Source organism: Tropicimonas sp. IMCC6043 (genome assembly GCF_004146235.1).
In the GTDB taxonomy this organism is placed as follows: Bacteria; Pseudomonadota; Alphaproteobacteria; order Rhodobacterales; family Rhodobacteraceae; genus Tropicimonas.
The window spans coordinates 1-255 of the sequence record NZ_SELO01000245.1 but is presented as its reverse complement, the minus strand read 5'-3'; the positions used below and the strand labels follow the sequence as shown (position 1 = coordinate 255).

Here is a 255-nt window from a genome sequence, read left to right as displayed (position 1 = left end):
CTCGGGAGACACCAAGGTCGAGCGGTTCGGCTGGACCTTCGCGCCCGGCGACAAGGTCATGCAGATCGAGAATGACTACGACAAGGAGGTCTACAACGGCGATATCGGCTATGTCATCGGGATCGATCCCGAGGAGCAGGAACTCTCGGTGGACTTCGATGGCCGGAACGTCACCTTCGGCTTCGGCAGACTGGACACGCTTGTGCCGGCATACGCCGCTACGATTCACAAGAGCCAGGGGTCCGAGTACCCGGC

The 255-nt window shown here is 61.2% G+C and carries 1 pseudogene; it reads left to right on the top strand.

What is annotated here, in order from left to right:
• Positions 1 to 255, top strand: a pseudogene (locus EU800_RS26525) (ATP-dependent RecD-like DNA helicase); the annotation flags it as partial.